Annotated in this window: 20 protein-coding genes and 1 pseudogene; 10 read left to right on the top strand and 11 right to left on the bottom strand. The window is 38.1% G+C overall.

Annotation, left to right across the window (positions count from 1 at the left end; translation table 11 throughout):
* Nucleotides 1–11 precede the first annotated feature (11 nt).
* The 5 genes and pseudogenes from ileS to COMX_RS01210 form a co-directional block, all read right to left on the bottom strand.
* Nucleotides 12–2,888: an isoleucine--tRNA ligase gene (gene ileS, locus COMX_RS01230; RefSeq protein ID WP_034336131.1), complete on the bottom strand. Its 2,877-nt coding sequence runs from the start codon at nt 2,886–2,888 to the stop codon at nt 12–14.
* 128 nt (nt 2,889–3,016) lie between these two features.
* Nucleotides 3,017–3,955 carry a bifunctional riboflavin kinase/FAD synthetase gene (locus tag COMX_RS01225; RefSeq protein WP_034336129.1) on the bottom strand — a complete coding sequence of 313 codons (939 nt, stop codon included), beginning with the start codon at nt 3,953–3,955 and terminating at the stop codon, nt 3,017–3,019.
* A gap of 165 nt (nt 3,956–4,120) precedes the next feature.
* Nucleotides 4,121–4,279: pseudogene (locus COMX_RS11470) on the bottom strand (twin-arginine translocase TatA/TatE family subunit); the annotation flags it as partial.
* 364 nt (nt 4,280–4,643) lie between these two features.
* The gene (locus tag COMX_RS01215) at nt 4,644–5,099 is read right to left on the bottom strand and encodes a CHAP domain-containing protein (RefSeq protein ID WP_034336126.1); all 456 of its coding nucleotides are present in this window, start codon (nt 5,097–5,099) and stop codon (nt 4,644–4,646) included.
* 21 nt (nt 5,100–5,120) lie between these two features.
* A complete protein-coding gene (locus COMX_RS01210) occupies nt 5,121–5,690 on the bottom strand; it encodes a regulatory protein RecX (protein WP_034336123.1) in 570 nt (189 codons plus the stop codon).
* Between the two features lie 157 nt (nt 5,691–5,847).
* On the opposite strand from COMX_RS01210, the gene COMX_RS01205 reads away from it, so the two are divergent.
* From COMX_RS01205 to COMX_RS01180, 6 genes are all read left to right on the top strand, one after another.
* Nucleotides 5,848–7,038, top strand: coding sequence for an aspartate aminotransferase family protein (locus COMX_RS01205; RefSeq protein WP_034336121.1), 1,191 nt, complete (start codon nt 5,848–5,850; stop codon nt 7,036–7,038).
* Nucleotides 7,035–8,033, top strand: a complete 999-nt coding sequence (gene argF / locus COMX_RS01200; RefSeq protein WP_034336119.1) for an ornithine carbamoyltransferase — start codon at nt 7,035–7,037, stop codon at nt 8,031–8,033. The genes COMX_RS01205 and argF overlap by 4 nt, the downstream gene beginning before the upstream one ends.
* 85 nt (nt 8,034–8,118) lie before the next feature.
* Nucleotides 8,119–8,700: a hypothetical protein gene (locus COMX_RS01195; protein ID WP_034336117.1), complete on the top strand. Its 582-nt coding sequence runs from the start codon at nt 8,119–8,121 to the stop codon at nt 8,698–8,700.
* Nucleotides 8,701–8,783: 83 nt separating this feature from the next.
* Nucleotides 8,784–9,557 (top strand): acid phosphatase, encoded by a 774-nt coding sequence (locus tag COMX_RS01190; protein ID WP_034336115.1) that lies wholly within the window; start codon nt 8,784–8,786, stop codon nt 9,555–9,557.
* Between the two features lie 32 nt (nt 9,558–9,589).
* Complete coding sequence (gene hslO / locus COMX_RS01185) at nt 9,590–10,525, top strand: Hsp33 family molecular chaperone HslO (protein WP_034336114.1); 936 nt, start codon at nt 9,590–9,592, stop codon at nt 10,523–10,525.
* 88 nt (nt 10,526–10,613) lie between these two features.
* Nucleotides 10,614–11,480 (top strand): hypothetical protein, encoded by an 867-nt coding sequence (locus COMX_RS01180; RefSeq protein WP_051461764.1) that lies wholly within the window; start codon nt 10,614–10,616, stop codon nt 11,478–11,480.
* Nucleotides 11,481–11,608: 128 nt separating this feature from the next.
* On the opposite strand, the gene COMX_RS01175 is transcribed toward COMX_RS01180, so the two are convergent.
* The 4 genes from COMX_RS01175 to COMX_RS01160 all read right to left on the bottom strand — a co-directional run bounded on the left by COMX_RS01175 (nt 11,609) and on the right by COMX_RS01160 (nt 16,573).
* Nucleotides 11,609–12,190, bottom strand: a complete 582-nt coding sequence (locus tag COMX_RS01175; RefSeq protein ID WP_034336112.1) for a LutC/YkgG family protein — start codon at nt 12,188–12,190, stop codon at nt 11,609–11,611.
* Nucleotides 12,183–13,625 (bottom strand): lactate utilization protein B, encoded by a 1,443-nt coding sequence (locus COMX_RS01170; protein WP_034336109.1) that lies wholly within the window; start codon nt 13,623–13,625, stop codon nt 12,183–12,185. The genes COMX_RS01175 and COMX_RS01170 overlap by 8 nt, the downstream gene beginning before the upstream one ends.
* A complete protein-coding gene (locus COMX_RS01165) occupies nt 13,622–14,365 on the bottom strand; it encodes a (Fe-S)-binding protein (RefSeq protein ID WP_034336107.1) in 744 nt (247 codons plus the stop codon). The genes COMX_RS01170 and COMX_RS01165 overlap by 4 nt, the downstream gene beginning before the upstream one ends.
* 132 nt (nt 14,366–14,497) lie before the next feature.
* On the bottom strand, nt 14,498–16,573 hold the full coding sequence (locus COMX_RS01160; protein WP_034336103.1) for a protein-disulfide reductase DsbD family protein: 2,076 nt from the start codon (nt 16,571–16,573) through the stop codon (nt 14,498–14,500).
* Between the two features lie 97 nt (nt 16,574–16,670).
* On the opposite strand from COMX_RS01160, the gene hrpB reads away from it, so the two are divergent.
* The 4 genes from hrpB (at nt 16,671) to COMX_RS01140 (ending at nt 22,909) form a co-directional block, all read left to right on the top strand.
* The gene (gene hrpB, locus COMX_RS01155) at nt 16,671–19,145 is read left to right on the top strand and encodes an ATP-dependent helicase HrpB (protein WP_034336101.1); all 2,475 of its coding nucleotides are present in this window, start codon (nt 16,671–16,673) and stop codon (nt 19,143–19,145) included.
* 89 nt (nt 19,146–19,234) lie between these two features.
* Entirely contained in the window at nt 19,235–20,389 is a 1,155-nt protein-coding gene (locus tag COMX_RS01150; RefSeq protein WP_371827974.1) for a S1C family serine protease, read from the top strand.
* Nucleotides 20,390–20,626: 237 nt separating this feature from the next.
* Entirely contained in the window at nt 20,627–21,721 is a 1,095-nt protein-coding gene (locus tag COMX_RS01145) for a transporter (RefSeq protein WP_051461763.1), read from the top strand.
* 177 nt (nt 21,722–21,898) lie between these two features.
* Nucleotides 21,899–22,909 (top strand): hypothetical protein, encoded by a 1,011-nt coding sequence (locus tag COMX_RS01140; protein ID WP_051461762.1) that lies wholly within the window; start codon nt 21,899–21,901, stop codon nt 22,907–22,909.
* A 230-nt stretch (nt 22,910–23,139) separates the two neighbouring features.
* Here COMX_RS01140 and COMX_RS01135 read toward each other — a convergent pair whose 3' ends face one another.
* Complete coding sequence (locus COMX_RS01135) at nt 23,140–23,532, bottom strand: DUF3293 domain-containing protein (protein ID WP_034336098.1); 393 nt, start codon at nt 23,530–23,532, stop codon at nt 23,140–23,142.
* Nucleotides 23,533–23,537: 5 nt separating this feature from the next.
* Nucleotides 23,538–24,692 (bottom strand): rod shape-determining protein RodA, encoded by a 1,155-nt coding sequence (gene rodA / locus COMX_RS01130; RefSeq protein ID WP_034336096.1) that lies wholly within the window; start codon nt 24,690–24,692, stop codon nt 23,538–23,540.
* Nucleotides 24,693–24,694: the final 2 nt, after the last annotated feature.

The raw sequence follows: 24,694 nt of genomic DNA, 5'->3' as shown, positions 1-24,694 counted from the left end.
TCTACAATCGTCTAACTAACCACATCAACACATCGTAAGCATAATTCTGGATGATCAGCACTTTCACCAACCTCATCCAAAACCTTCCAACAACGTGCACATTTTTGTCCAGAAGCAATCGTTATAACAGGAGGAGCATGAGGTTCACCCAATTGTTCTTCTTCCTCAGTATAAAGAGAAGCAGAACCAGGCACGACATTGATGTCCACTTGTGATACAATTACCAATTCAGCCCAATCATATTGCCCAAACAAAGCGGCTTCTTTATCAGAGAAACTTAGCTCAATAGCTGCCTGTAAGGAAGATTTAATCACGCCTTCTCTTCTTGCATTTTCGATTTCTGTGGTAATAATACGACGGATTGCACGAACTTGAACCCAACGTGCAGCCAACTCTTTATCATGCCACTGTGCAGGAAGTGTTGGAAAATCTTCTAAATGAATACTTTGCTCTTCACCAAAGCGTGCCGCCCATGCTTCTTCTGCAGTAAAACACAATACAGGGGCAAGCCACGCACATAAACAACGATGTAAGATATCTAAAACAGTTCTAGCTGCCCTTCTGCGAAGATTACTTTGACCATCACAATATAAAGCATCTTTACGAATATCGAAATAGAAGGCAGATAAATCAACATTACAAAAATTATGTAACATTGGATAAACACCAACCCACTCATGGGTTTTTATTGCTTGTTGAATGACTTGATTGACTTCGGTTAAACGATGTAAAACCCATTTTTCAAGCTCTGGTAATTCTGAATAAGGTAATTTCTCTGCATCAGTAAACCCGTCCAAACCGCCAAGTAACCAGCGTAAGGTATTACGTAGTCTGCGATATAAATCGCCTTGTTGCTTTAGGATTTCTTTGCCAATACGCAAATCATCATTTGTGTCCGAATTCATGACCCAAAGACGCAAAATATCTGCGCCCATTGTATCATTAACTTCCTGTGGGGCAACAACATTTCCCAAAGATTTAGACATTTTACGTCCCTGTTCATCCATCACAAAACCATTACTGACAATCGCTTTGTAAGGAGCAACACCGCGCGTACCAACACATTCTAATAAAGAAGATTGGAACCAACCACGATGTTGATCTGAACCTTCGAGATATAAGTCAGCAGGGAAATTTAACTTATCTTGACCAAGCACAAACGCATGGGTTGAACCGCTTTCAAACCAAACATCAACAATGTCAAATACTTGATTAAAATCATCTGCATTATACCCATCCCCCAAAAAGCGAGAAGCTGGTGAGGTATACCAAGCATCAGCACCTTCGACTTTAAAGGCCTCAACAATACGTTGCATCACATCTGCATCACGTAATACTTCACGGGTTTCTTTATTGACAAACACAGCAATAGGAACGCCCCAAGCGCGTTGACGGCTGATACACCAATCTGGACGAGAAGCCACCATACTGGTCAAACGATTACGGATTTGAGCAGGAACAAAGGTAACGTCCTCTAATGCAGACAGCGCATTTTGACGAATTTTCCTATCATCATCCATCGCAATAAACCATTGTGGTGTGGCACGATAAATGACTGGTGCTCTGGAACGCCATGAATGTGGGTAAGAGTGAACAATAGAAGATCTTGCAACTAACCCCGTAAAAGCTTCTCCATTTGCTCGTGCTTTTTGAGAAGATTCTATAAGTTGGTCACAAACGGGCTCTGCTGCTTTAAAAACGTGAATACCAGCAAATAATGGAACAGTATCAGCATATACACCATCATCTTGAACCAATTCATCAACACCAATTTGATGGTCACGACAAAGATAAAAATCGTCTTCACCATGCGCAGGCGCACAATGAACCAACCCTGTTCCAGCCTCTGTTGTTACGAATTCACCTGCTAATAAAGGCACATCATAATCAAATCCCTTGCCATGATAAGGATGCTTTGCAACAGAGCCTTTTAATTCATGCCCCGAAAATGTATGTAAAATAGCGTGATCTGTAATACCAACTTGTTGACAAAATGAATCAGCAAGATCCTGTGCTATTAAAAACTTAGCATTTACAGTTACGTGGGATTCCTCACTAGCAGCATTAACAATGATCACTTGATAATTAATGTCATTATTGTATGCTATCGCTCTGTTTGCTGGAATAGTCCAAGGGGTCGTCGTCCAAATAACCGCAGAAGCACCCTCTAATACATGATTAGAGGTTAAATCTTTAGCAATTGGAAAAGCAACAAAGATCGTCACAGATGTATGATCGTGATATTCAATTTCTGCTTCTGCCAAAGCCGTTTTTTCAACGGGGCTCCACATAACAGGACGCAAGCCACGATATAAACTGCCATTTAATAAGAAGCGACCAATTTCCTCGACAATCGTTGCTTCAGAAGAGAAATCCATCGTTGCATAACGATTTTCCCATTCGCCTTGAACACCTAATCGTTGAAATTCAGAAGATTGGGTTGTCAACCATTCCTTGGCATAATTACGGCATTCTGCACGAAATTGTAAAACAGGAACATCATCTTTATTTTTACCCGCTTTACGGTATTGTTCCTCTATACGCCATTCAATAGGAAGGCCATGACAATCCCAACCAGGAATATACCGAACAACTTCACCATTCATTCGGTGTGAACGATTAATAACATCTTTGATAATTTTATTAAGTGCATGACCAATATGTAAATGACCATTTGCATATGGAGGGCCATCATGCAACGTAAAAACTTTATGACCCGCAGCCAAGCGTTCATCCGATTTTTTCTGTATGGCTGCATCCAACCCTATCTTCTTCCAATGAGCCAAAATCTCAGGCTCTTTTTTTGGTAAGCCACCACGCATAGGAAAGGAAGTAGACGGTAAAAATACTGTATCACGATACAGATCGGTCGATTTGGATTCAGTCATAATGTCATTCTAACTGTAACAATAATAAATAAAAAAACTATTAATTTTTAAAATTAAAGATCAATAGCAACTAAAAGCCAGAAATACCCTATTTAACAGATTATTTTCAATTCATAATCAACAAATTATTAAATTAGTTCAAGAGCATTAAAAAATTCTTTTGCATCCAACGCATCTTTTGTAATTTGCTGCTTTAATGCATCAAGACCATCAAAACGTTTTTCAGCACGAATAAATTGATGCAACCATACTTTGATTTCTTGACCATAAATATCCTGATCAAAATTAAACAAGTGTACTTCAAGGCGGCATTCATTATGATGACCAAAAGTAGGACGATATCCAACATTGGCAACCCCTGTATGTATTTCCCCACTTGGTAAAGCTATTTTAACCGCATAAACCCCACACATTGGTTCTACATGTTCGCCCATCAATAAATTCGCGGTGGGAAATCCAATCGTTCTGCCACGTTTATCGCCATGTTGAACAATCGCTTGGACACTCCAAACACGTCCCAATAGTTCCGCTGCATGTTTAGGATGTCCATTGCGCAATAAATGACGAATACGACTAGAGGAAATAATCCCTTTTTCATCCTCCAAAGGCCGCACAACCGTTAACCCTATTCCCAAAGATTTTGTCTCGGATGCAAGGTAATCTATATTTCCACTACGCCCCTTACCAAATGCGAAACATTCACCGCAAGCAACATGAGTCACACCCAGTTGCTCTTGAAGGATTTTATGAACAAAGTCATGCGCACTAAGTGAAGAAAAATCAGTATTAAAATTAATTTGAAAAATCGTATCGACACCGACCGCAGCCAAAGCAGCATTTCGTTCTTCAGCATTGGTTAATCGAAAGGGAGCATCTTCTTTGAAAAATAATTGGCGTGGATGAGGCTCAAAAGTTACAACAGACAAAGAACGATCTGGACACTGCTTACGTAAGCTTTGTAATAAATATGCATGGCCACGATGCACACCATCAAAATTCCCTAGTGCAGTCACACTTCCTCTTGCTTTAGGAGAAATTGGCTGACCATTTTGAAAAATCACAGTCATAAACGGCTCTATATTCCTTATCGTTGCCCTTCAAAAGAACTTTATCTTTTGGCAGTATTATTTTTTATCAGAATCAGAAGATACAGTCGTTGTTTCTTTTTCATTAAAGGATACAGATTCATCTTTGTGATCTGATGCAGATAATGTCTTAGTGGGTTGTGTGTCAGACCCTTTAGACGATGTTTCTTCTTCGGCTATGTTCTTTTTAAAATCTTTAATACCTTTGGCAAAGTCGCCCATTAATGTGGATACTTTTTTACCGCCAAATAATAATAAAACGACAATTAATACAATCAGCCAATGCCAAATACTTAAGCTACCCATAGTATCCTCATATTTATGTTTGGGTTAAAATGATATTCAAATCATTTAAACATCACAACCAAATATTATATAAAATCATTAAGAAACATACCATAATCTGATTGGTTGGGTAATACTATAATTTTTTGTTCTATGCAAAATTAAAAAATATTACATTAATTACAAAGAATATTCCTTGGAAGCATCTCATAGACCAAAAAGATTATCATCTTACCTTTTATTCTGATATCGGGTTGGTAAAAATTTTTTAACAACGAAGAACCGAGAGTCATGTTTACTCATTATAATTTTTTACAAACAAAAGGCTCTATTCAAAACAAAGTATTATCTTTACCTAAAAGAGATAACCTCACTGCTTATATAATTAAGTTTTTCCTGGAATAATAAACCCATAGGTTGGATATTTCCTGGTTCCTAATTTATTGATTGGTGGCCACCATACACGAACCAACGACCAATCATTACGAGAGGAAACATCTACCACAGAAGCATTATGATTAATTCTTTGTGCATCCCAGTTTGCATGATCAACAATAATTGTACGTGAATCCTTGATTTTCTTTACAACAGATACGTGTCCATCTGGCAATTTAGAGGTTTTACGAAATACTAAGATAGCCCCTTTTTGAGGTTGTTTTGTATGAGAATACTTCCCTTGAGACTGTGACCACCAAGAATATGCAGATCCTCTAAGATCAACCCCTGTAAGCTTTCTCGCATAAGGAGCGCATTGTAGCTTTCCGCTATAACTGCGGCCACCACAAGCCGCAAGTAAGGGTAATAAAAACACAAATACAATCAATGATCTGAGTATAGCCATTCCATAATACCCTAATTATCTTTATAAAGACCGAAGCTTTTGTATCATTTCCTCTGCCTCGACAAGCTCCATAGACAAAACATTATCCGTCATCGCAAAAGAAAACCCTCCTCTAGCAAAAGAGGATTGCTCTTTTTGTTTGGTCTCTATATTAAACTCGCGATCAACGCGACGAAACGGACCTATACGCTTTTTTTTTGCATAAACCAAAGCGGCAAGTAATTCTATATCCTTATCTTGATACTGATCTAATACCGATTGAACAACATCAAAAGCAACACCTTTTTGTAATAATTTATTTTGTATGACCTTTTGAGAACGCCCTGATCTGATCAAAGAACTCACTTTGTGCTCGGTAAAAACCTGATCATTAACAATCCCCAGCTGCTTCACTTTAGCAATAATATCAGGTATTTCTTGATACCCTTGCCTTAATTTGCTGTTAATTTGTGAAGATTCTATTCCTTCTTTTTCAGCCTTAATCGCCCAACGTTGCAACCTGGCCTTTAAAACACGCAATAATCCTTTTTCGGTATTGTTATACCGAGATAAATACATCATCGTATATTCTTGCAGATCAGGAAATTTCACAGGCAGTTACTCTATCAAAAGATCTATACATACTTATTTTATATTGTAAAATATAAGAATAAATAAATAAAAACATCAAGAAGAAATTGACATTATTAATACAATAACAGAATATGATTCTTTTATTTAATCAAAAAATTAACAAAGAAGAGTTACTATGATTTCCGTTCTTATGCCTACCTATAATCGTGCAGACCTTGCTTTTACGCAAGGTCAAGGTGCTTGGCTTATTACGGAAGACGGCCGACGATTTTTGGATTTCGGTGCTGGGATTGCGACCTCCTCAATTGGACATAATCACCCTCACCTAGCCAAAACCATAGCTGAGCAAGCCAAGCTTGTCTTACATACTTCTAATTTATATCGCATTCCACAAGCAGAAAGACTGGCAGAAAGACTGGTAGAGATCAGCTTTGCCGATAGTGTTTTCTTTTGTAACTCTGGAGCTGAAGCCAATGAAGGCTTAATCAAAGGCATACGTCGGGCACAATTTAAAAATGGACATCCAGAACGTACGGATATTATTTGTTTTGAAAATGCTTTTCACGGTCGCACTTTGGCAACATTAACTGCTACGGGAAACCCTAAATATTTAGAAGGGTTCGAACCAAGACTTCCTGGGATCAAACATATTCCTGTGGGTGATTTAGAAGCCTTACATAATGCTGTTGATGAACATACGGCTGGTTTCTTGATTGAACCTATTCAAGGTGAAAGTGGAATTAATGTCATTCCAACAGATTTTTTGCGTGAACTTAGAAAAATTTGTGATGATAAAAATCTATACCTTGGTTTTGATGAAATTCAATGTGGTATGGGTCGTACTGGAAAAATGTTCGCATATCAATGGACGGATATTGAACCTGACATCATGTCTTTGGCAAAAGGAATTGCAGGAGGCGTTCCTATGGGAGCATTCTTAGCCAAAGAATCTATCGCCAAACATTTAACCGCTGGGACACATGGATCAACATTTGGAGGTAATCCTTTGGCATGTGCAGCAGGAAACGCAGTGCTAGACATTTTACTTGCGCCTGGTTTCTTGGATCATATTGCGAAGACAGGGAATTATTTAAAAAACGCGCTGCAAAAACTCATTGAGCAATACCCATCTATTTATGAAGAAGTCAAAGGTAAAGGCTTAATGTTAGGGATAAAAGGCAAGTTAGCACCTGTTGAAGTTCAAAATGCAGCCTTGCATCAAAATTTATTAACCGTTGCCGCAGGTAATAATGTAGTGCGAATTGTTCCTCCTTTGATTGTATCAGAAGAAGAATGCCAAGAAGGAGCAAATCGTTTGGCCAAAGCTGCGCAACAATTACAAAATAGTATGGAACAAAGCCCATGAGCAGTTTATCAAATTCTCAAAAAAACAGCGCTCAAGATAAAAAATATAAACATTTTCTTGATATTCGTGATCTGTCTAAACAAGACCTTCAAGACATGATAATATTGGGCAAGCAAATGAAAGATATGCAAGAGAATAGAAAATACCCTTTGCATCCCGCAGCCCCATTACAAGGTAAAAATGTTGCTTTAATCTTCTCTAAACCCTCAACTCGGACACGCGTTTCATTTGAAGTGGGTATTCATCAACTAGGTGGGCATTCTGTTGTTTTATCAACGGATAGCATGCAAATTGGTCGTGGGGAAACTATTGCTGATACTGCACGCGTCCTCTCTCGTTTTGTAGATGCTATGGTATTAAGAACGGGATGTACTGACGATTTGTTAGGCCTTGCAGAGCTTAGCTCTGTCCCTGTCATTAATGGATTAACTCCCACCTCTCACCCATCACAAATTATTGCTGATATTATGACTTTTGAAGATCATAAAGGCTCTATCAAAGGGCGTACCTTGGCCTGGCTTGGAGATGGAAACAATGTCGCAAGTTCTTTGATAGAAGCTGCTACACAGTTCGAATTCGCATTAAACCTTGCAACTCCAACAAATTATGCTCCATCTAAGGAAGTCTTGGAATGGGCCAGCAAAAATGGTGGAAAAATCAATGTCACGAATGATCCCAAAGAAGCCGTTCGTAACGCAGATGCTGTTGTAACCGATACTTGGGTCAGCATGTCAGATAGTGATAATGAGAAACAAGCACGCCTCAAAGCATTAGGCCCTTACCAAGTTAATCGTGAGTTAATGAACTTAGCTGCTAAGGATGCAATATTCTTACATTGTTTACCGGCTCACATTGGTGAAGAGGTAACTGAAGAAGTCTTCGAAAGCAGTCAATCAGTCGTATTCGATGAAGCTGAAAACCGTCTTCATGCTCACAAAGCCATTTTAATCTGGTCTATGATGGGCAATGATTGGCGAAGCTATGGCTCTAAGTAAAATCCTTAAGAAGTTTTACGCTTAAATGAAAAGGATCTATAATATTTATAGATCCTTTTTTATTCCTTCTGAATGAGCTCAATCCATGCAAGACGATATTATAAACACAAATGAGATCTGTATCAGGCCTACTTTCAAACCCAATGATGGCTACACGGGGCAAAGCAGAGTTTATATCAATGGTTATCAGACAGAATGCATTATAAAAGGAACCTTTTTAGATCAGACTTTTAAGACAATAGATTATTATATTCTTTTTTCCTCATATGACAGAGATGAAACATACTCTTTAATTATTTCATTAGTCACACAAAAAGGTCTATTATTAGAAACAGTTACAATTTTTCCTTACCCTCCAAACCTCATTATAGATTGTTGGGGTGATCCTTCAAATTACGTATCACATTTCACTCTTGCACAACCTAACATTATTATTTTTCGTTTTTTAACGGACGACTTATGGAAAATGGAAGTGTTTCAAAAACCTAAATCTTTATTAAAAACCCTTTTATTTGGTAATTTTGATGGTGCAAACTGCAATGAGTTAGGTCGCACAGCTTGGTCTTATAAAACATATTTAAGATTTAACAAAATCAGTGACCTAGCATATAATAAAAAATACTGTTTAAAAGCCATAAAAACGAGTATATCTAATTTATTAAACTAATTTTTAAATTAGTTATAACCATATCAAAATAATAATATCAAAAAAAATTATGTGACAAATACAGTCTATTTACGGGAGTAATAATGTCTATTTCAACAAAAGCGATATTCTTTGTCGCCGGAAGCATTGTCTTAAGTTTCACATCAAATACCTTTGCTGCACAAAGCAACTCTATTTTACAAACCAAACCCAGCGAGCCCTATAAATCTTATTTAAACCGTGATGACGTTGCTAATAGTCTAGCCCTTTTACCTCCCCCTCCCCAACAAGACAGCCCTGCTTTTTTAGCAGACCAAGCCGCATATAAACAAGGTCATACCTTGATAAACACCCCAAGATGGGCTTTGGCTCAATCGGATGCGAACCTTGCCGATAGTAATATTGGAAAACCGTTTGCTCAGGCTTTGGGGATTGTAATATCCAAAGAAAAAACCCCAAACACTTATTATCTATTACGTCACATAATGGTTGATAGTGGGTTCTTAGGTACCGATATTGCTAAAAATCATTATCAACGCATCAGACCTTTTGTATATTATAAAACACAAACCTGTTGGCCCCAAGATGATAAACTGCTCAGGAAAGACGGCTCTTATCCTTCTGGGCACTCTGCTTTAGGGTGGTCAACTGCTTTGATTCTTTCTGAAATGTTTCCTCAAAAGCAAAATCAAATTTTACAAAGAGGATATGATTTTGGTCAAAGTCGCGTCATTTGTGGTGCACACTGGCAAAGCGATGTGGATGCTGGGCGTATCATAGGTGCTGAAATTGTTGCAAGGCTACATGCAAATAAAGAATTTATGCAAGATTTCCAAAAATCCAAAGAAGAACTGTTAAAACAAACAACAAGTAACTAAAAAAACTTTAGCGATACAAAGAAGCATAATTTATGACTGAACATACACATATTTCTGATCGTCCTGATGTTCCTGATTTAACCATCCCGACAGGGATTACGCCTTTTTTCTTCCCTTCTGCCAGGGGGCGGCTTGTTCGCCTCGATAGATTGGCAAATACTTTATTATCACGTCACAACTATCCTCATGCGATTTCAAAACTAGGAGGTGAAGCATTGGTTCTGGTCTCAGGACTAGCAGCAGCTCTTAAGTTCGAAGGCTCTTTTTCGCTTCAGGTAAAAGGTGAAGGTGCTGTTTCTTTATTAGTCGTAGATTGCACGCATAATGGTCAGCTACGCTTTTACGCTCGCTATGATAAAGAAAAACTCGACTTGCTTCCTAAACAAGCAACAGCGTTAGAATTATTTGAAAAAGGCTTGTTTGTTTTAACTGTTGATCAACATAATGACAAAGATAGCTATCAAGGAATGGTTGAAATCACAGGTAACAGCCTATCAGAAATGGCCAGTCATTATTTTGAAACGAGTGAGCAATTAAACAGCTGGATACGGTTATTTTGCGAAGAAACTTCTGAAGGTTGGCAAGCATCTGGGTTAATTATAGAAAAAATTGCCAGTGACCCTTCTATTGTTTTCAAGGATGAGGCAGAAATTACCAATGACGAAGAAGAATGGAATACATTAACCATTCTAGCTGAAACAGTCACAGCAAAAGAAGTATTAGACACCAACTTAAGTAATAATGATTTACTTTATCGTTTATTTAATAGCACCCCCATTACAATAGGTAATCCTAAACCTGTTTCTTATGGTTGTCGTTGCTCACGTTCGCGTCTGCAAAATATCTTAAAAACATTTAACCAGAACGATTTAGAGAATATGAATGAAGAAGGGAATATCACTATGACTTGTGAATTTTGTCGATATAATTTTGTATTTAACCAAAATGAAATTCAATCAACAAAATAAAATCTGTATCTTGTCAAAATTATCTCTATAATTGCGTTTAATATTGTTAAGTCGTTATTTTCTTTTTTCTGCACATAAGGAATATCAAATGTCATCAAACCAAAAAAACACAACTTCATTAAAATTGAAATTATGTGCTTCTGCATTATTATTGGTTACACCCATAATTGGGCTTACCGCTTGCTCTCATGACGATCCTAAAACATTTGCGCCTTTGACTTATGATTATCTGACCCCCATTTTCTTAAATGTAAGTCAAATGGATGTGCAGAATTTATCACAAAATCAACAATATAATCGTGATGTTACCAATCTTAGCCCTATTTTACCTGCTACTGCTTTGCAAAATATGGCTAATACACGCTTTCAAGCACGTGGTTCTTCTGGAAAAGGTATCTTTACAATTAACCGTGCTTCCCTTCAAGAACAAGGGCATAACGGTATTTATGGACAAATGGATGCTACCTTATCCATTTATAATAACAACAACCAAAAAGTTGCCTCTGTTCAAGCAAGTGTTAATCATACATATGATATAGATTCATCCAAAGGTGCTGCCAGCAGTAAAGGTAATTTATATGACGCAACGCAAAAGCTGATGCAAGATATGAATGTAGAGCTTGAATTCCAAATCCGTAAGCATTTGGGAAATTGGATTGTGGATGCAACGGGCACTCCTGTTTCTGGAGGTATCCAAACTCAAGATCTAGGTAAACCTGGAGCTGTAACAGCACCTACAAAAGCAACACCCAATTCAACAAACAAGAATAATTCAACCACTCCATCTAGTTCTAATGACGATGAAGATCTTAGTGCAGTATTCCCAGGTGGAAAACCTGATAGCGTCAAAGCATCAGAAAAATTACAATATTCTCCTGAAAAAGCAAAAGTAAATCAACTGCCAACGGGCAGTCTAGGCACTTTACCAGCTTCAGCTGTTCCCGATAAATATTAATTTTTTTCAATAATCGTAAAGGTTTATTCAGTCTTTATGATTATTAAATATAAATAGTTACAATATTTAAATGTAAATTATTGATACCTGGAATTACAACTAGGATAACTAAAAACAATCCTAAAAAATTATGTAATCAATAATACAGATAAAGAACGCACTCCTTGTGCCCCTCTAATTAATACACCTTCAATATCGGCGGTAGCAGAAGGTCCACTATGCAACGCCCCATAGTGAATTTGTTTCCATTCTGGACGCGCATATGCATCATGTAAATTCTCTACGATCTGTTTTGGATCAAGCAACACAATCAAGTGTTGAGGCAAATACCCCAACGTATTAATCAATAAATCCTGATCCGTTAAACAAATCGAACCTGTTTCAGCAACACCAAAACTCGCACGTAAAACACCGTAATCTATATCCTGCAACTCTTTGGGATGCATATTATCTGTTAATTTTTTATTTCCTTCGATATCTGGTACTAGTGAACAAATAACTTTAGCATCCTCCAATTTCGCTTTTACAAATTCGAAAGGGTCATTTTGACCTTTTTCAATAATCTTTCCACCCATAATCAGTAAAGATTGTTTAAACTGCTCGACAATATCGAATGAATCTTTATGAAATAAAGGAACGTTCGGCCCAACAGAAGGCTCTGCATTACAAGATTCACGGATCTGGTTTAAAATGAACTCACGACTACTCATCCGTTTTTCCTTTATTTTTATAATTTTTTGCATACCAACTGTGAAAAGTTTCTTTGGGTGCTGGCGGCAAATCTCTTTGCCTTCCCCAAGCATTAAGTTTGTTATAAACAACAAAATGTGGCAAATACGATAAAACCTTATCCCCTGTTTGCACTGCAGTTCGATAAGCCTTGGGGTGGGCTAATAACTTACCCATCGCAGTCATTAAAATTCGCTTTGATAAAGAGAGTTCTTTTTCATCTGCCAATGTTTCTCGCCAAGCAAAAACCTGTTCATGTAAGTTGATTTTTACAGGACAAACGTTCGTACAACTGCCATTCAAAGTCGATGCAAAAGGTAAATTCCGATATTTATGCGTATTAAAAGTAGGACTTAAAATTAATCCAATAGGCCCTGCATAAACACTGCCATAACTTAAACCACCACTGCGACGAAAAACAGGGCATGTATTCATACAAGCACCACAACGGATACATTTTAATCCTGCTTTGAATTTCTTACTGGCAAGACGGGTTGATCGACCATTATCCACCAAAACCACATGCATTTCTCCCCCTTTACGAGGGCCACGAAAATAAGAAGTATATTGCGTGATCGGAGACCCCAAAGCACTGCGTGATAACAGTCGAATAAAAACTGCCAGATGCTCCATCTTGGGAATAATTTTTTCAATCCCCACCGTCACAATATGCAAAGGCGGCGTATTAGCAGAAAGATCAGCATTCCCCTCGTTTGTGCAAACCACCACAGCACCCGTTTCAGCAACCAGAAAATTCCCTCCAGTCATTCCTGCATCAGCATTGAGGATATAAGGACGTGTATTTTCCCTTTGTGTCTCCGCCAAATAGTGAACGTCATTATTCCCCTGCTCAGCATTAAGTGTTTTGACAAACACTTTGGAAACATCGGTTCTGGTTTTATGAACTGCTGGCACCACGACATGACTGGGATCTTCATGGTCTAATTGCTGAATTCGTTCTCCTAAGTCTGTCTCAATGACATGAATATCGTTTTCTTCTAGATGCTGGCGTAATCTGCATTCTTCACCCAACATTGATTTACTTTTGACCAGTGTCTTGGCATTATGTTCTTTTAAAATATCAGTAATTATCTGATTACTTTCTTGAGCATCTTTGGCCCAATGCACATGTACGCCGTTGGCCTTGGCATTACGTTCAAACTCTTCTAAATAATCTGCCAAATGATCCAAAGTATGCGATTTAATATCTGAGGCTAGCTCTCTTAACTCTTCCCATTCAGAAATAAGATGCATTTGCGCATCACGTTTTTTTCGCAAATCCCATAAGCGTTCATCATGCATTTTTTGATGTGCAGAAGCTGCAATAAAACGGTTGGCGGCTTCTAATTGATCAACAGGCTTGTTACCTTTGATTTTTGCACCTCTTGGTTGAGCTTCGTCTTGTAATGCACTCATGACAAATCCCCGTTTAAGATCTGAGCAATATGCGCATATTTCAAATTAACCCCCATACGCATCGCACAGCCCTTTTGATGCATTAGACAAGAGCTGTCTGCAGAAATCACATATTCCGCACCACTGCGATGTTGATCCATGACTTTGTCTTGCCCCATCTTGGCTGAAACCCCTTCTTCAAACACAGAAAAAGTCCCCCCAAATCCACAACATTCATCTGGACGTTCCAGCTCTACGAATTCTATACCTTTGACTTTTGATAATAAATCTTTGGGTTTTGAGAAAAATGGTTCTCGCCTTTCAGACATGCTGGCGTGGCGCAATCCTCTTAACGCATTGCAATTGTAGTGAATAGCTATTTTATGAGAGAAAGTCGCCCACGGAAAAGCATCTACTTTTAAAATATCATGTAGAAATTCGACTAAATCATAGGTGTTTTTACGAACATGTTGCACCTCTTTGGTTTGATCAATTGCATCAAAATGATGCCTTACTTGGTTAGTACAACTGCCAGAAGGCATCACGATATAATCAAACTCGGCAAAATTCTTGACGAATAATTTTTCTGTTTCCGCAGCTTCTTTATGACACCCTGTATTGGTCATTGGTTGCCCACAACAGGTCTGATCAAAAGGATAAGTCACATCGACATTAAAACGCTCTAGTAATTTTAAGGTTGATATCCCAACCTCTGGTTCCAACGCATCCATATAACAAGGGATAAACAACCCAACTTTCATTATCTTGAACCTTTATTTTTATATATTATTGTGGTCGTTTTATCATCATTCTGAAAATTATTCTAATTCAAATAATTGTGCTTTAATAAAAGAAAAAATCGATCATTATTGATTATGCAGCTTTTTTAAAATCTATTTTTTTAAGTCAGACAAATAACTAAGCACAATATTAGACGTTAAAATCTGTGGTAAAATCTTTGGTTTTCCATAAGCTGGATAGTAAATATATAACGGCACCCCTTCTCTTCCATGCGCCTTGAGAAAATCACCAATAGATTTATCATACTGCGTCCAATCCCCAACCATATAGGTAATATGCTGATGTTTAAACGCCTCTTGTACTTTTGTAGAAGACAAAGCAACTTTATCATTTACCATACAAGTTAAGCACCAAGAAGCCGTCATATTTATAAAAACTGGTTTATGATCCTTCCGTAACAATTCAAGTTTTTGCGCAGAGTAAGTCATTACATTTTCTTTTAATTGTGTTTCTATTTTACCATTTTGATCATGAACAAAAAAATAAAATCCACCACCGAGTAAACACAAAATAAGCACAATTAAAATACCAAAGAAAATCCGAAAGACTCTATAAATCCCTTGCATATAAAGCTGTTGTATTAATCCTATTGCCCAACAAACAAATCCTAGGCCTGTAAATCCACTGAGTAATACAAAAAAACTCATTGATTGCTGATGTTGATAAACAACCCAAGCCAACCATAAACAACTAAGCAATAATGGGAACGCTAATAATTGTTTTAAAATATCCATCCACAAACCTGGACGTGGTAAGATACGTGCAAAAGAAGGAACGCATGCAAATAAAACATAAGGTAATGCCAATCCTAATCCCATACCAACAAAAATCAAAATACTTATCCACAAAGGTGCATTCAATGCCCCTGCAATCGCTATCCCCATAAAAGGAGCCGTACAAGGCGTTGCAACCAAGACCGCTAGTAAGCCAGTAAAAAAGTCAGAGGAATACTCTGATGATCTACCTGCTGGACCTGTATTGTTTAATGAAAATTGAACGTTAAATACGCCAAGAAAATTTAAAGAAATGACAAAAAGTAACCAGCATAACAAAATAACAAATCCCGCAGATTGAAATTGAAACCCCCACCCTAATTGCGATCCCATCCACCGCAGTCCTACAAATGCAAATGCCATTATAATAAAACAGCATAAAATGCCTGCTGTATAAGCAATACTGCTCTTATATCGCACGTTTATGTGTTCTTGCCCAATACGACTAAGTGATAAGAGTTTCATCGCAATAACAGGAAATACACAAGGCATAAGGTTTAATAAAATTCCACCTAAAAAAGCACTGCCGATCAAAAGAAGTAAACTCGTTTGAACAGGCGTTGATAAAGGTGCAACTTTGGCTTGAACCGAAAAATGCTGTATTTGATTTTGGCCATCTTGAATGGCTAAAACACCATGAACAGGTTGCTGTAATTCTTTTTTAACTGCCAAAGGAATATCTAAGGTTAGCAAACCTGGCTTTACGTAAAGTGTTTGAGATGCAACTTGGTCGATTATACCGCTTTTTTCTGGCATAAACCATGCTTTGGTTATAAGTGCAGGATCAACGCCCTCCTGTTTTACCCATAACTTTCCTGATGAGGTAATATAAACATCCCATGGACTTTTTTTTGGTTTTTTCGATAAAGCCTGTTGAATAAGAGAAGCGTCTGGTGAAATAGATGCCTGTCCCTTTGGTAAATCGAAAACAAACTCCCCTTCCTCTGGGATACAAACATCTGCGCAAACTAACCATCTGGCTTTAACTTTAAAATTTAAATCTTTACCAATCTGATCATCAGGTACCAAAACTTTAAATGGTAAGATAACGTCTCCTTTATAAATATAAGACATTAAACCATTTTCGGTTAATTGCTCTGGTGACGGCCACATAATTTTACCTTCTTGAGCACCAGAATTATTTATTTGGGCAGAGACCGAGGCAGGTTCCCCCGCATCGCCAGGATTAATCCAATAGGTATGCCACCCAGGTGCCAGTTTAATACGCAACCCCAAAAGCAGTTCCTTACGGCCATCATAGTGATCACTGTCTGACAAAATAGTCGTTTGATCCTGTTTACTGATAACCGCATCAGTTTCTTTAGCTAAAACAGAATAAGAGCCCGAGGTAATAAAGCCTATCATCCCAAGAAAAAACAAAAACCAAACACGCAATGAAACTATCCTTTGATAAAACTAGGTTTGTCTTTTATATATGAAGATAATAATAAATAAGCCATCTGATTCATTATCCTCATACTCATGAATTCTTATGTATAGTATACCAAATATTTCTCTACCTATCCAATCGACACTGCCCAAACTTTATGATTATTTAAATCAACATCCAAATGTGATCTTGGTTGCCCCACCTGGAACGGGGAAAACAAGCCTGGTACCTTTGTCTTTACAAGACGCTCAATGGGTACAAAGTAAAAAGCTGATTATGTTGGAACCACGTCGTATTGCTACCCGAGCAGCAGCAAGACAAATGGCACATTTATCAAATGAAGAAGTCGGAAAAACCATTGGTTACCGAACACGTATGGACAAGGCAATCAGTGCCCAGACAAAAATTGAAGTCGTTACCCAAGGCTTATTCCTTAGGCGATTACTCAATAACCCGCTGCTAGACGATGTTGCTGGAATTATTTTTGACGAAATTCACGAACGCTCTTTGGATGCTGATTTATGCCTAGGGCTATGTCGTAATCTACAAGCTAACCTTCGCCCAGATCTGCGTTTAATTGCTATGTCGGCAACTCCGTCTTTAACAAATCTCCAAAAAATCCTGCATTGCGATATTATCGAAAGTAAAACGGATTACTATCCAATTACGACACACCACCGTAAAAGAGACCTAACCCATATCAGAGACCTTTCTTCAGTGATGGCAGCTCAAATTACCGAAGCTTATCACTCTGAGAAAGGCAATATTCTGGCTTTCTTACCAGGTGCTGGCGAAATCCATAAAACGATCAATCTGCTTTCTTTGCCAAATGCAGAAATTTTACCACTTTACGGAGATTTACCCGCCACCGAGCAAGATAAAGCCTTGCGACCAGCCTCTGATCAAACACCACGTCGGATTGTTTTAGCCACTTCTATTGCAGAAACTTCTTTAACCGTTCCTGGCGTTCGCATCGTTATTGATGGTGGGTATCGCAGAATGCCTCAGCTAAACGCTGATACAGGGTTAACCCGTCTACAAACGCAGCGTATTTCCAAAGCTGCTGCGACACAACGCGCAGGACGTGCTGGACGTGAAGGCGAAGGGGTTGTTTACAAATTATGGACACAAGCCACCGAACGCAGCCTGCCTTTACATGATCGCCCTGAAATATTAGAGGCCGAGCTCAGTGAGTTTTTACTTGTTTGTCAAACATGGTCGGATATTATGGGGATCGAAATCTCGGATATTCCTTTTCCTGACAAGCCTTCTCTCGGTGTTATGGAAGCAGCCAAAGAGCTTTTAATCCTGTTGGGATGCCTTGATCATAAAGGTCATATAACCAAATTTGGACATAAGGTCGCACAATTTGGAGCACATCCACGCCTTGCTTGCATGATGCTAAGTGCCAGATCTAACGAAGAAAAAGCATTAGCAGCAGATATTGCATCTTTATTAGAAGAACGAGATCCATTGCGTCATGAAGAGCCAGCTTCGGTGGATATCAAACTTCGCTTTGCTTGGTTGCACCAACCTCCAATCTCAAGAAATGATCAAGGGCTATGGCATCGCATTCGTAAAATTAATCAAGATTATCGTAAAAGATTACAAATCTCTGCAATGCAACCCCCAGCAATAGATCCTGCTTTATTAATTTGTGCTGCTTTTCCTGATCGTTTGGCGCAAAGGCGCAGTGAAATTGGCTCTTTTAGACTTGCTGGAGGAGGTGCTGCCCATTTATCACCTCAAGATCCTTTTGCCAAAGAAGGTCTGTTGGCGGTTGCCAGTGTGCATGTACATAAACGCACAAATATTTGTTTGGCTTTCCCTGTTAAAATACAAGCCCTTTCCAGCTTTATTGAACAAAGATCTGAAATTGAACAAGAAACAACCTTAGATACCAACAGTGGTAAAGTCATTATCAGAGAACGTCTTAAATTTGGCAGGCTTACATTACAAGACCGCAATATCATTGCCTCCACCAAAGAGGCCATTCCTGTTTTATTCAGTTATATCAAAAATAATCTATCCAAAACCTTAAACTGGGATGAACAAAGCAAACAATTGCTAGCTCGATATCAAATTGCACAATCACAATTTTCTTTTGAATCCTTACCTGATTTATCAGAAAAAGCGCTTATTGAGAATTGTGAAGCGTGGTTGTTACCTTGGATGAATGGACTAACTTGTCTTAACGAAGTAAAACAACTTAATGTTGCTGATATGCTTGAAGCCTATCTGGGATATACAGTTTGCAAAGATTTAAATCAGCTCTTACCTAAAGCGATATCATTAAATAATCATAAAATTTATATTGATTACACTCAGGCTGTACCTGTGGTCTCTGCACCAGCAAAATATTTTTTTGGATTAAATACCACCCCTACCATTGCAAAAGGAAAAATTGCATTGCAATGTTGTTTATTATCGCCTGCTAATCGCCCCCAAGCGATTACAAGTGATCTACAACGTTTTTGGCATGAAGGATGGAAAGATATGAGAAAAGATATGAAAGGAAGATATCCAAAACATCACTGGCCGGAAAACCCTGCTATTGCCTCAGAGCATAAATCTTGATGAATATGCCTAAATTACCCATAGTTTTCCATTTGCGTTCAACTTTTAAAACAGCACTATTTTTTAGTGTCTCATCTTTTTTTGTGTCCATGGTTCTGCAATCGGTTGTCGCCCAAGAGGTCACAAAAAAGACCGAAACCATCACTAAGCAAGACAATGGCTCTGCTCCTGCTCCTGCTCCTGCTCCTGCTCCTGCTCCTGCTCCTGAAAAAGTTATTCCTTCTGCTGAACTGGCCAAGACCTCACCTCTACTCGTAGAATATGGTCCCTTAACTTTTTCCCCATTAGTTAAAAAAGTTGTACCAGCTGTTGTGAATATCGCGGTGTCTCAAGATATTCCGATTAAAAGTCGCAAGAAAATTATTATTCCACCTTCTGTCAAAGGAACACCTCTAGAAAAAGAATTTAGGCAAAGGCAACATCAACAACAACAAAAAATTACCGAAGCTGGCTCGGGTTTTATTATTGATCCCAGTGGAATTATTGTAACCAATACACACGTTATTGGAGATTCAGACGATATCACTGTTTCCCTGCAAGATGGCTCACAGTTTCCAGCCACTGTGATTGGTAGTGATTCTTTGACAGACATTGCTGTCATTAAAATCGATGCAAAGCACCCCTTACCTTATGTTATATGGGGCGATAGTAAAAGAGTAGAAGTTGGAGATTGGATCCTAGCCACAGGGAATCCTTTTGGTTTAGGGTCGTCCGTTACTGCAGGAATTGTTTCTGCTCGGGGTCGTGACATTGGTTCTGGACCTTTTGATGATTTTTTACAACTTGATGCCCCAATGAATCCAGGAAATTCAGGTGGCCCTTCCTTTAATCTTGCTGGACAAGTTGTAGCATTAAACACCGCCATTGTTTCCCCAACGGGAAGCTCTGTAGGTATCGGATTTGGAATTCCTTCTGAAATTGTTGCCCCTATCGTTACTCAACTTTGCAAAACAGGATTCATTGATCGTGGATGGTTAGGTGTTACACTTGGTGATGATGATAGACATAACGGGGTTAAAATTGTTGATATTGACAAAAAGGGCCCTGCTTATAATGCCAAAATCAAAGTAGGTGACAGAATAGAAATGATTGACTCACAACATGTTGATACTGTACGTACATTCATGAAAACAATTGCTGTATCCCATCCAGGAGCAACTGTAGAATTACAAATTAGGCGCAATAAACACCTTTTGAAAATATCTGCCATTGTTGGACATCGCCCCAAAGACGCTGATAATTAATTATTTTCACCTCCCCCTCATCTTAATTTAACAAAAAAGTGTATATACAACGTCTTTGATCCAGATGATGTTAAATATTGTGTCGTCTATGCACACAAGCAAAAGTAAATGAAGTACGTATGTTTTTTCCATATAGTATTTTCATCTTATATTTATTAGCTTGGTATCTTAATTCACTAACCAACGATTAACTATCGTTTCAACCTTAATTTTTCCCCCATTTTTGGAGACAGGCTGATGCGTTTTTTATTTAAAGACCCTTCCTTTGTAGTATTATCAAAACAGACTCAAAAATTTAAAATCTCTTTTCTATCTATGGGTTTTTTTTGCGCATTAGCACCTCATAGCTATGCTAAAATAACACAAGATTACTCTGCAATTACACCTGTTCCGTCAACAAATGCAGCAACTGACAGCACTGTACTAAACAAGCCGTCTAATGTAAGTATTCTTGATATTCAAAGATACACAGGATCCTTACTTTCACCATCAGGCGCTGTGACCCAGGCAGGATCTTTGATGATAGAACCATATTTCCAATCAACCATTAGCCGTGGTGGTTATTTAAATGATGGTCGCGTCAGAAGCAATAAACATAGAACCGATTCTGCTGATAGTTTTATTTTGGTGAAATATGGTATCACCAATAACCTGAGCGTTCAGGTCACCCCACAAGTCAACTATTACTGGAACGGCAGAACTACAGCAAGTACGGTGCATTTTTCTGATTTGCCTGTTGAATTACAATATCGTTGGATTGACCAAAATAACAAAAAATACATTCCCAGTTTTACTACCTATTTAGGTATGAATTTTCCAACAGGAGATTATACTAACCTAGGTAGAGCTCTTGATGCAGCAGGAAGTGGCTCTTATGCTCTGAGATTCGGAATACAGTCACAAGCGGCATATGATATCAATAATCATGCCTTACGCGTTAGATTATGGGGGGTTGCTAGAAAACCTCTCACTTCAGCAAATATACGTGATATCAGCAGCTATGGAACAGACGATGGCTATAAGGGAAATGCTAAATCTGGCCTCTTTGGAAACTGGGGATTCTCTTTGGAATATGGAATTACCAAAGAATGGGTTTTGGCTTTTGACTTTCAATATGATTGGGCAAAAGGTACTCGGATGAGAGGTGCTTATACAAATGGTCCATTCGAACGTTACGTAAGTGCAGCTTCTCATGATATTCAGATTGCGCCTGCTATTGAATATAACTGGACACCAACAATGGGTGTAATTGTGGGCGCAGCACTAACTGTGGATGGTCATAATACAAATGATTTTGTGCAACCTCAATTCGCAGTAAACTTTGCTTTTTAGTGATGAAAACAACTCAAAAGATCAATGTTTTTCTCTAGAGTTGTTTTTATAATATCCCATCCATTATTAATTTTGTCTTAACCTATAATAAAATACTTTTTTAACAGGATTATTAGACGAAAAAACAATATCAATATCAAGTCAACTTACAGATTAACGTTGACTAAGGATCCTTATATGAAACATGCATATTTTACAAAATACTATTACCTTTTAAACATTTGTATTTTTGCATGGATCTTTTACCAATCATTATCACATGCTAATGCTCAAGTTATCCCGCCATCTCAACAAACAACAAATATTTTAGATGAGCAACGCTATACTGGATCTTTACTATCACCATCTGGTGCTATGGCCAAAGCTGGTCTTTGGGCAATTGAGCCTTATGCTCAAATGACTATCAGTCGTGGTGCCTATCAAGCCAATGGAAATGTTAAAAATAATCAACACAGAACTGATAATTTTATTAATTTCACCTTGGTTAAATACGCTGTTACCAATCATTTCTCTGTACAAAGTACCCCTCAAATTCGCTATGCGTGGAATGGACATACAACATCAAGCAGCCTTCATTTCGCAGACTTACCTATAGAGTTTCAATATCGCATTCTTGATCAAATTCGCGGAACTTTGCAACCCAATGTAACCGCGATATTGGGCATGACGTTCCCAACAGGAAACTATTCTAATTTAGGACGAGCTCTGGACGGCGCTGGTAATGGAACCTACGCATTACGTTTTGGCTTACAATCCCAAGCAGCTTATAAAGTTTTTAACCGTGCTTTTCGCGTTCGTGTTTGGGGGGTTGGAAGGCAGCCATTGAATTCTGTTAATATTAAAAACATCAGTAACTATGGGACTTCCTTAGGATATAGAGGAAATGCAAGACCTGGATTATTTGGAAATACGGGCTTTTCTCTTGAATATGGCCTAAATAAAAAATGGCTTCTTTCTTTTGATTTTGTCTATGATTGGGCCAAAGGAACCAGAATAAGGGGCACAGATAAACACGCTATTTATAACCGCCATATTACAGGGGCTTCTCATGATGTTCAAATTGCACCTGCCATTGAGTATAACTGGTCACCCACAATCGGCGTTATTGTTGGCTCTGCTTTAACTGTAAATGGTCATAATACAAATGATTTTATACAACCTCAATTTGCGATTATGATGTTGTTTTAGTCATCTTTTATATTTCAACTATATTAATATTATGATTATAAAATTTAATGATTACTTTTAGTCTGTATTATTTAGCATCTTACTCTTTTACTATTTATATAAACCAAACAGAAAATGTAAAACTTGGACTATAGCTAATAGTGGTTATAAATATAATTTAGGTCTAATTTGAACAGATTTGTAAAATCCTATGATTATTTTTAAAGATTAAAATATCCCAATAATGATTTTTAAGCCAAAAAAACGAGTGCTGAACGCCTTTGAGAGCGAATAACTACAATTGCATTTTGCCGAAATTTCCTAGCGAGTAATATTGCTTTTGATACAGGAATATTCACCATAAAAAGAGGCTCTGAAATCTCTTTTAACGAACCTGTTCCTGTAAAATATTCGTAGTGATATAAATATTGCTCTAACTTTTGCATCATACGCATATTCCATCCCAAGGGTTTTAATCTTCCTCCTGGATTATACGCACTCAACATGACCAATATCGATTTATTTAGATGTCTAGGAATGCCTTTAGGGTAATGACCAATTTGACTTACAACAGATCCAGCCTGGTAAATACTCTGCCTATATGCAACATTTATTTTTGCTGTGGGAGGCAAAATACCCGCCATATTCTTTAATCCTCGGTTTTTTTTTCCATACCAAAAGTCGAATCTTTATGCACTTGCACCGATAATAACAACCCAAACCCAAACATAACGGTTAACATTGCCGATCCACCATAAGACACCATCGGTAGAGGCACCCCCCCAACAGGAATAGCCCCCATTACCATCGACAAATTAACTGCACAGTAGAAAAAGAAATTCATTGTTAGCCCCAAAGCCAACAAGCGACCGAATTGATTTTTAGAACGGATGGCAAAAATCATTCCTCCGATAATGATCAACAGTAACAACCCAATAATACAAGCTCCACCGACAAAACCCCACTCCTCTGATAACATGGTAAAAATAAAGTCAGTTTGTTTTTCAGGTAAAAAATTTAATTGTGCTTGGGTTCCATGTAAAAAACCTTGTCCCCACATCCCTCCTGAACCCAAAGCAATTTTTGACTGAATAATATTATATCCTGCACCTAAGGGATCGCTCTCTGGATGTAAAAATGTAGTAATCCTTGCTTTTTGATAATCATGAAGATGACTATAAATAAATTCAAATGCAAACGGTATTGGACATACCAATAAAAGAATTAACCATAAACGCATTCCTGCAACAAAAAAAATTGAGGCACCAATGCAGCCAACAATGACCGCTGTTCCCAGATTAGGCTCTTTCAATATTAAAACAACAGGAACTAATACTAAAAAAGCTGGAACAACGAGGCGCAACGGATTACCCATTTGCTTCCAACTGATTTTATGAAACCAAGTCGCCAGTAACAAAACCAACCCTATTTTCATAAGCTCGGAGGGCTGCAAAGCAATACCTCCAATAACAATCCACCGCTCTGCTCCTTTACCTACATGACCCATATGCAAAACAGCCAACAACAACACAATACCCAGCCCATATAAGGGCCAAGCGAGTTTTGCAAGAAATCTCAATGGCGTTAATGCCACAGAAATCATCACAACAAACCCTATTGCAAAACGCATCATCTGAGGACGTGCATAAGGATAATCAGCCCCACCAGCCGCAGAATATAAAGCAATATAACCAACTGCTGCCAGCAAACAAATTAAGCCAACATACAACCAATTAATACGCCATAATTTACTGAGAATCTTTAGGTTGGGCTCTGCTCTTAGTAAACGTTTTTCAAAAACCATTG

The organism is Commensalibacter papalotli (ex Servin-Garciduenas et al. 2014) (assembly GCF_000527695.1).
In the GTDB taxonomy this organism is placed as follows: Bacteria; Pseudomonadota; Alphaproteobacteria; order Acetobacterales; family Acetobacteraceae; genus Commensalibacter; species Commensalibacter papalotli.
This window is presented reverse-complemented; position numbering and strand designations above follow the sequence as displayed.

Coding starts and splice junctions, on each gene's coding strand:
- argF (WP_034336119.1), top strand. CDS start 7,035: ATGAGCAGTTTATCAAATTCTCAAAAAAACAGCGCTCAAGATAAAAAA.
- COMX_RS01205 (WP_034336121.1), top strand. CDS start 5,848: ATGATTTCCGTTCTTATGCCTACCTATAATCGTGCAGACCTTGCTTTT.
- ileS (WP_034336131.1), bottom strand. CDS start 2,888: ATGACTGAATCCAAATCGACCGATCTGTATCGTGATACAGTATTTTTA.
- COMX_RS01215 (WP_034336126.1), bottom strand. CDS start 5,099: ATGGCTATACTCAGATCATTGATTGTATTTGTGTTTTTATTACCCTTA.
- COMX_RS01150 (WP_371827974.1), top strand. CDS start 19,235: ATGGTTCTGCAATCGGTTGTCGCCCAAGAGGTCACAAAAAAGACCGAA.
- COMX_RS01140 (WP_051461762.1), top strand. CDS start 21,899: ATGAAACATGCATATTTTACAAAATACTATTACCTTTTAAACATTTGT.
- COMX_RS01180 (WP_051461764.1), top strand. CDS start 10,614: ATGTCATCAAACCAAAAAAACACAACTTCATTAAAATTGAAATTATGT.
- rodA (WP_034336096.1), bottom strand. CDS start 24,692: ATGGTTTTTGAAAAACGTTTACTAAGAGCAGAGCCCAACCTAAAGATT.
- COMX_RS01165 (WP_034336107.1), bottom strand. CDS start 14,365: ATGAAAGTTGGGTTGTTTATCCCTTGTTATATGGATGCGTTGGAACCA.
- COMX_RS01170 (WP_034336109.1), bottom strand. CDS start 13,625: ATGAGTGCATTACAAGACGAAGCTCAACCAAGAGGTGCAAAAATCAAA.
- COMX_RS01190 (WP_034336115.1), top strand. CDS start 8,784: ATGTCTATTTCAACAAAAGCGATATTCTTTGTCGCCGGAAGCATTGTC.
- COMX_RS01145 (WP_051461763.1), top strand. CDS start 20,627: ATGCGTTTTTTATTTAAAGACCCTTCCTTTGTAGTATTATCAAAACAG.
- hslO (WP_034336114.1), top strand. CDS start 9,590: ATGACTGAACATACACATATTTCTGATCGTCCTGATGTTCCTGATTTA.
- COMX_RS01195 (WP_034336117.1), top strand. CDS start 8,119: ATGCAAGACGATATTATAAACACAAATGAGATCTGTATCAGGCCTACT.
- COMX_RS01225 (WP_034336129.1), bottom strand. CDS start 3,955: ATGACTGTGATTTTTCAAAATGGTCAGCCAATTTCTCCTAAAGCAAGA.
- COMX_RS01135 (WP_034336098.1), bottom strand. CDS start 23,532: ATGGCGGGTATTTTGCCTCCCACAGCAAAAATAAATGTTGCATATAGG.
- hrpB (WP_034336101.1), top strand. CDS start 16,671: ATGTATAGTATACCAAATATTTCTCTACCTATCCAATCGACACTGCCC.
- COMX_RS01175 (WP_034336112.1), bottom strand. CDS start 12,190: ATGAGTAGTCGTGAGTTCATTTTAAACCAGATCCGTGAATCTTGTAAT.